General features: G+C 67.4%; 6 protein-coding genes and 4 pseudogenes. 3 read left to right on the top strand and 7 right to left on the bottom strand.

The annotated features are described in order from the left end of the window. The 4 genes and pseudogenes from KZA10_RS05780 to KZA10_RS05795 all read right to left on the bottom strand — a co-directional run. Positions 1-221, bottom strand: a pseudogene (locus KZA10_RS05780) (ABC transporter permease); the annotation flags it as partial. Further along, complete coding sequence (locus tag KZA10_RS05785; RefSeq protein ID WP_055869054.1) at positions 218-1,168, bottom strand: ABC transporter permease; 951 nt, start codon at positions 1,166-1,168, stop codon at positions 218-220. The pseudogene KZA10_RS05780 and the gene KZA10_RS05785, both read right to left, overlap by 4 nt. A 17-nt stretch (positions 1,169-1,185) precedes the next feature. Further along, a complete protein-coding gene (locus KZA10_RS05790) occupies positions 1,186-2,706 on the bottom strand; it encodes an ABC transporter substrate-binding protein (RefSeq protein WP_218682400.1) in 1,521 nt (506 codons plus the stop codon). 92 nt (positions 2,707-2,798) lie between these two features. Then, positions 2,799-3,725, bottom strand: coding sequence for an alpha/beta fold hydrolase (locus KZA10_RS05795; RefSeq protein ID WP_218682401.1), 927 nt, complete (start codon positions 3,723-3,725; stop codon positions 2,799-2,801). Between the two features lie 173 nt (positions 3,726-3,898). Here KZA10_RS05795 and KZA10_RS05800 point away from each other — a divergent pair, with 173 nt between their 5' ends. The 3 genes and pseudogenes from KZA10_RS05800 to KZA10_RS05805 form a co-directional block, all read left to right on the top strand. Further along, positions 3,899-4,369, top strand: a complete 471-nt coding sequence (locus KZA10_RS05800) for a carboxymuconolactone decarboxylase family protein (RefSeq protein WP_256934463.1) — start codon at positions 3,899-3,901, stop codon at positions 4,367-4,369. Continuing rightward, on the top strand, positions 4,299-4,487 hold the full coding sequence (locus tag KZA10_RS17775) for a hypothetical protein (RefSeq protein WP_308289600.1): 189 nt from the start codon (positions 4,299-4,301) through the stop codon (positions 4,485-4,487). Before KZA10_RS05800 ends, KZA10_RS17775 begins: the two co-directional genes overlap by 71 nt. After that, a pseudogene (locus KZA10_RS05805) lies at positions 4,484-4,738 on the top strand (biotin/lipoyl-containing protein); the annotation flags it as partial. The gene KZA10_RS17775 and the pseudogene KZA10_RS05805, both read left to right, overlap by 4 nt. A 10-nt stretch (positions 4,739-4,748) precedes the next feature. Here KZA10_RS05805 and KZA10_RS05810 read toward each other — a convergent pair. From KZA10_RS05810 to KZA10_RS17780, 3 genes and pseudogenes are all read right to left on the bottom strand, one after another. Continuing rightward, positions 4,749-5,087, bottom strand: a pseudogene (locus KZA10_RS05810) (hypothetical protein); the annotation flags it as partial. Positions 5,088-5,320: 233 nt separating this feature from the next. Beyond that, positions 5,321-6,085, bottom strand: a complete 765-nt coding sequence (locus tag KZA10_RS05815; RefSeq protein WP_218682402.1) for an SURF1 family protein — start codon at positions 6,083-6,085, stop codon at positions 5,321-5,323. A 58-nt stretch (positions 6,086-6,143) separates the two neighbouring features. Next, positions 6,144-6,435, bottom strand: a pseudogene (locus KZA10_RS17780) (hypothetical protein); the annotation flags it as partial.

Consider the following 6,435-nt stretch of genomic DNA (forward strand, 5'->3'; position numbering starts at 1 on the left):
CCCGCCATCAGCAGGCTCAGGATGTCGCGTCCGGTGTCGTCCGTGCCGAGGAGGTGCGGCCAGCTCGGTGGCAGCCAGCGATCGCCGATGTCCGAGGCCTGCGGGTCGAACGGCGTCCACAACAGCGACACGAGAGCGGTGACGGCGATCACCGCCACGACGATGATCCCGAAGCGCCCTGTCGAGGCGGCCCAGAGTCGGTCGAGCCAGCGCGGAATCATGCGGCCTCCCGTTGCCGAGGGTCGATCGCGCGGTGCAGGAGATCGACCAGGAAGCCCACGACCAGTACGAAGCCGGTGAGCACCAGCAGTTCGCTCTGCACCTTGATGAGGTCGCGGGTGCCGACATCGGCCACGAGCATGCGTCCGATCCCCGGAAGGGTGAACAGCTGCTCGATCACCACCGAGCCGACGATGATGCCGGCCACCTGCAGGCCGAGCACCGTGATGATCGAGAGGCCGACGGCGGGGATGCCGTGCTGGATGAGAGCGCGCGTGCGGGTGAGGCCCTTCGCCGCGGCGGTGCGGACGAAGTCCTGCCCGGCGGCCTGCAGGGTTGCGCTGCGGACGAATCGCATGAGCATCGCCCCCTCGACGATGCCGATCGTCAAGGCGGGGAGCAGCAGGGACTCGATCGCCTTCCCCGGGGTCGACCAGCCGGTGCGGGGGAAGCCCTGCGGAGGAAGCCACCCCAGCCAGACCGAGAACACGACGATGAGCATCATGCCGGCCCACACCACGGGTACGGCGGCCAGCGTCTGGGCACCGACGCTGAGTGCGGTGCCGCCGCGACGGTTGCGCAGGAGCGCGGCCAGGATTCCGAAGGGCACGGCGATGAGCACGGCGATCAGCAGCGACATGACCCCCAGTGGAACGGTGACCTGGGCCTTGAGGAACAGCTCTTCCCCGACGGATGCCCCCGACAGCAGCGAGGTGCCCAGGTCGCCGCGGAAGATCCCCCCGATCCAGTCCGTGTACTGGGCGAGCAGAGGACGGTTCAGACCGAGGGACTCGCGAAGGGCTTCGACCTCGACGGGGGAGGCCTGCGTGCCCGCGATGAGCTGCGCGACGTCGCCGGGGAAGACGCGCAGCGTCAGGAAGATGAGCACGCTCGAGACGAGGAGCCCTGCGATGAGCAGGGCTCCTCGGACGAGCGCGTAGCGGAGCACGAAGGGGTGACCGCTCGCTACTTCTCGGCGGAGACGGTGACGCCGGCGAGGTTGATGCGCGAGTTGATGGAGTCTTCGGGGAATCCGGTCACGTTGGGACTCACCGCCGTGATGGTCTCGCCGTTGTACAGCCAGTCGGCGGCGTGGTCCTCCGACACGAGGCGTGCAGCCTGTGCGAGCAGTTCAGCGGACTTGTCGGGGTCGACCTCGGCCAGCGCCTTCGCGTACAGGCTCTGCACCTCGGCGTTGTCGTACCCGAAGTAATAGTCCGGGTTGGCGAAGTTGCCGAAATCTCGGGGCTCGACGTGCAGCACGAAGCTCAGGTCGTAGTCCTGGTTGGTGTAGACGTCTTCCAGCCAGGTCGGGAACTCGACCGCGTTCACCTCGAGGGTCACACCGACCTTCTTGAAGTCGGAGATCAGCACTTTGGGAACGGTCGTCCCGTAGAACGAGGGGATCGTGAGCGTCAGCTCCAGATCCTTCTGGCCGGCCTCGGCGAGCAGCGCCTTGGCCTTCTCCGGGTCATAGGAGACGACATCCGACAGATCTTCATAACCGGGGTCGAGCTCGGGGATCGGACCGTACAGGGGCGTTCCAGCGCCGACCGCCTCGATGAGGGCGTCGTGGTCGATGGCGAGGCGCAGCGCTTCGCGCACGCGGACGTCGTCGAGCGGTGCCTTCTTGTTGTTGAAGGCGAGTGTCGCCTTGTCGGTCGTGCGTCCCGTCGTGAGGGCGAAGTCGCCGGAGTCCTCGAGCTGAGGCGCGAGGTTCGGGTCGACGGCGGTGAGCACATCGACGTCGCCGGCCAGCGCTGCGTTGACGCCGGCGGTGAAGTCGGGGATGTACTGGAACTCGACCTGGGCGACCCCGGCAGGATCCCCCCAGTAGGCGTCGTTGCGCGCGAACGTGATGGTGCTGCCCTTGTTCCAGCGCGTCAGCGTGAAGGGTCCGGTGCCGTTTTCCGCGGTCTTCAGCTCGGTCGTGTCCGCGGACTTGAAGACGAGACCTGCGGGCCCGGTGAGGGCGAACAGGAAGTTCTGGTTCGGCTCGGACAGCGTGATCTCGACCGTCGTCGGGTCGGGCGCGGTGATCGCCGTGACGGCGGCGAAGTCCGCGTTGCCCTGCACGGTCGCATCGGTGCGGACGGTCTCGTAGGAGGAGACGACGTCGGCCGAGGTGAGAGGCGTTCCGTCATGGAACAGGACACCCTCGTTCAGCGTGAACGTGTAGGTGAGGCCGTCGGAGGAGACCTCGTAGTCCGAGGCGAGCCGACCTTCGATCTCGTTGTCCTGCGTGCGGGTCACGAGGCCTTCGTAGATGTTGTCGATCAGGATCTGCTCGAGGGCGGCGCCGCTGGTGTGACGGATGTCGAGGTTGGTCGGCTCGAGGACGAGACCGACGTGCAGCGTCGCGTTCGGGTCAGGTGTTCCCGGCGCGCTGCTGGGCTCGGGGTCGGGAGTGCCGGAGCATGCGCTCAGGATCACGGCGGTGGCCGCGAACGCGGATATCAGCGCGAGACGTCGGGTACGTCGGAACATGGGCGTTTCCTCTCGGTGCGGCAGCTACTGTGTGCCGTGGGATCGAGCCTAGAGATGTGTGGCGGGGTGAGGGTCGGGTATGGAACGGAACGTCATATTCTGCGGGCGGGGGTCGCTGATTCGATGAGCCCGGCCAGAGCGACCGGAGCCGTCTCCTGCACATTGTGGGTCGCATCGAGGACGACCAGATGGGCCGTGGGGACGCGTAGCTGGAGCTCCGCGGCATCTTCTTCGCTGACGAAGCCGCGTGCCGCGCGCACCAGTGTGATCGGCGCGGTGACCGCTGCCAGGTCGTCCCAGCCCGTCTCGTGGAGCACCGACGGCGCCGTCGCCGATCCGGGATCGTGAGCCGCCAGTGCCTGGGCGGCGAGATGGGCGAAGTGGTGCTTCCACTCCACACGTCCGTCCGCGCGCACGCGCGTGTTCAAGAAGACGCCGCGTTCCGTCTCGGGGCGCGTCCCGCCGAAGCCGAGCGAGATCGCCTTGTCGACGAGTTCGTCCCGTGAGGCGAAGTCAGTCGGGCCGGCGTAGAACTCGCGCAACGCCGCAGGACCGGCTGTCACGTCGATGCCGGGCGTGATGTCGATGATGATGACCTCGGACACCAGATCAGGTCGCGAGGCGGCGAGAGCGGCGCCCGTGAGGCCTCCGAGCGACTGCCCGACCACCAGCTGGGGCTGCGTGGTCCAGGCCTCGATCGCGGCAGCGACGTCGCGGGCGAGGGTGCGCGGCGTGTAGTCGACGTCGTCTCGCCAGGAGGAGTCGCCGTGCCCGGCGAGATCGATCGCGAGGAGGGGCTGCTGCAGCGCGAGCGTTGTGGTGTCCCAGGTGTGCGCGTTCAGGCCCGCGCCGTGCAGCAGCGTCACGCGCGGGGCTTCGCTTCCGAAGCGGAGGGCACTCAGGGTGCGTCCGTCGGCGAGCGGAAGGGTGAGACGTTCTACCCGGGGAAGGGGGACGCCGAGCGCTTCGGCCTGTGCGGGAAGATAGCTGAACTCGCTGTTGTCGATCGCCACCTCCACATTCTGCTCCCTCCGCCCGACATGCCGGAAATGCCGGATCAATATGGCAAGTGGATGCTGTCTCACGGCTCGCAATATGTCCACTGTTGACAAGCTGTTCTTGTCGTAGTGCATTTCAGTGGTGGATGGCTCCGGTCGGGGCCCCGCTCTGAGACGCCGCATATCATGGAGTCATGAGCGAGACGCGTGTGCACCTGTCCAAGACCGAACCGGCCGCGTACCAGGCGCTTGACGCATTCTCGAAGACCGTGGGGCAGATCTGCGCGGCCAACGGCATCGACGAGCGCCTCAAGGAGCTCGTCATGATCCACTGCTCGCAGCTCAACGGCTGCGCCTACTGTGCGCGGATCCATGTCGACAGGGCGGTGGCGGCCGGAGTCGACATCGACACACTCACGCAGATTCCCACCTGGCGAGAGAGCGGCGTGTTCAGCGATCGCGAGCGCGCTGCGCTCGAGCTCGCCGAAGCCTTCACGTTCATCGCCGAGGACGGGATCTCCGATGAGGTGTACGACCAGGTCGTGGGTGGTCGTGGCGCACGAGGCCTCCCGCGAGGCGGGAGTCGCCGCCGAAGTGATCGCGAGCATCACCGAGCGCTGCTTCGAATACCTCGAGTCCGCGCCGCTGCGCGTCACCGGCCATGACATCCCGTACCCGCCCGCGAAGCTCGAGAAGTACCATCTGCCCGACCTCGATCGGCTTCTAGACGCCGTGGATCGCGTGCTGGACCGACCGAACAGTCTGACGGGAGCAGAGGCATGATCGCGGAGTTCCGTCTTCCGGATCTCGGAGAAGGCCTGACCGAGGCCGAGGTGGTGACTTGGCTCGTCGCGCCCGGTGACACCGTGACCCTCAACCAGACGCTCGCCGAGGTCGAGACGGCCAAGGCGGTCGTCGAGCTCCCCTCTCCCTACGAAGGCACGGTGTCGACGCTGCACGCCGAGACCGGCCAGACCATCGCCGTCGGTGCCCCTCTCATCGCTTTCGACGTCGTGGGAGAGGAGCCCGATGCATCGGCATCGGTGGGATCACACCGGTGAGCGGAGCCACACCGTTGAAGGCGGCCGAGCCGGTGGCCGATCGATACTGCAGCGACATCCCGTCCAGGGTGATCGGGGCAGAGGTGGGGTTGTACAGCTCGACGAACTTGTTCTTGAACGCCGCCCCGGCGCTGCCGCCGGAGAGATACGCCTCGTTGATCACCACCCCCGTGCCCGTGGTGTCGGCTGTGGCGGGAACCGCGGCCAGCGAGCCGAGGCTCAGCGCGGCGACGCAGGTCACGGCGAGAGCGCCGATGCGCCCCCGACTTCTACGGTGCGAGACGGGAACCGCGCGGTTCTCGTCATCTGGAGCGGACATCATCGGTGCTGTCTCCTCGATCGGGTTCGACACTTCTCAGGACTGTCACGGCACACAGGGGAAACTCCCAGCATGCTCACATGGTGCGAGCATACGGAGCGGTCCCGACATCCTCAACGGAGTTTTCCGATTCGTCATCGAGCGATCACCGGATGGCCCGCGCGACCCCTGACGAAGGTCGCTAACGACCTGCCGCGCCGCACAATTGCGCACCTCGGGGCGCGCGAATGCGCGAGTTATCCGGCGGTGGCTCTGGCTTCGGTCTCGTCTTCGAACTCCTCGACCTCGCGTTCCCAAGCGTCTTTCGCGAGGCGGTACCAGAGGTAGAAGGCGAAGCCGGCGAAGATCGCCCACTCGACCGCATAGAACACGTTGAGCCAGTTGACCGGCGACATCTCATCGGGAGCCGGCGACGAGATGTCGACCAGCCCGGCGGTGGCGGTCGTGGAGGCGAGGTACGGACGATAGACGTCGAGACCTTCGGCATCGTGCCAGCGGCTGAGGAGAGCGGCGGGAGACATCCGGTCGAGCTGCTGCGGATCGGAATGCGGCGGCACTCGCGGACCCTCGTCCGAGATGATGCGTCCGGTGATGTCGACCTCGGAGCCGTCAGCGCCGGCCTCGAGATCCTTCACGGCCGCATCCGCGGTCTCACGGTCCGGCGCCCAGCCGATCGCGACGGCGATGGACACGCGCTCGTCGACCCGGAGCTGACCGGTGACCCAGTACCCCTGGACGTCGTCGTTGAACCGACTCGACACGACGATGAAGTCGCCGGGGACCCAGGCCCCCGTGGTCTCGACGCGCTGGCCCACCAGCGGCTCGGGGAGATACTGGCCGGGCTCGAGGACTTCCGAGAGCTGCTGCACCTCTTCGGTGGCACCGGGCGCGGGCGGGTCGGTCTCGATCGCGCGCTCCAGCTGCCACTGACCGAGCCAGGCGAAGACTCCGGCCACGAGCAGGCAGAGCAGGAGCATCGCGATCCAACGTCCCCGGAGCATGACCTCGCGGAGCGTCGGGGGGAACAGGGCAGGAGTGGTCACGGTGAAGCGCAGGACCTCAGGCCTCGTACGGTGCGAGCACGACCTCGACCCGCTGGAACTCCTTGAGGTCGGAGTACCCGGTGGTCGCCATCGACTTGCGCAGCGCACCGATGAGGTTCGCGGTGCCGTCTGCGACGGGCGCAGGACCGTAGAGGATCTCCTCGAGCGTGCCAACGCTGAGCGCCGTGCGGGCTTCGCGGCACAGGGCGCGGGCGTCGGGTGTCGCGATGCCGAGCCGTCGAGCCACGCGGTCGGTCGCGACCTTGGTCGAACGGGAGGTCTGCGCGGCGGCGACGACGACGGCCGTC

Source organism: Microbacterium sp. BF1, assembly GCF_019279095.1.
Taxonomy (GTDB): Bacteria; Actinomycetota; Actinomycetes; order Actinomycetales; family Microbacteriaceae; genus Microbacterium; species Microbacterium maritypicum.

Bases quoted from the DNA above. Each gene is read 5' to 3' on its own strand.
- KZA10_RS05815 (WP_218682402.1), bottom strand. From the start codon at position 6,085: ATGCTCCGGGGACGTTGGATCGCGATGCTCCTGCTCTGCCTGCTCGTG.
- KZA10_RS05800 (WP_256934463.1), top strand. From the start codon at position 3,899: ATGAGCGAGACGCGTGTGCACCTGTCCAAGACCGAACCGGCCGCGTAC.
- KZA10_RS05790 (WP_218682400.1), bottom strand. From the start codon at position 2,706: ATGTTCCGACGTACCCGACGTCTCGCGCTGATATCCGCGTTCGCGGCC.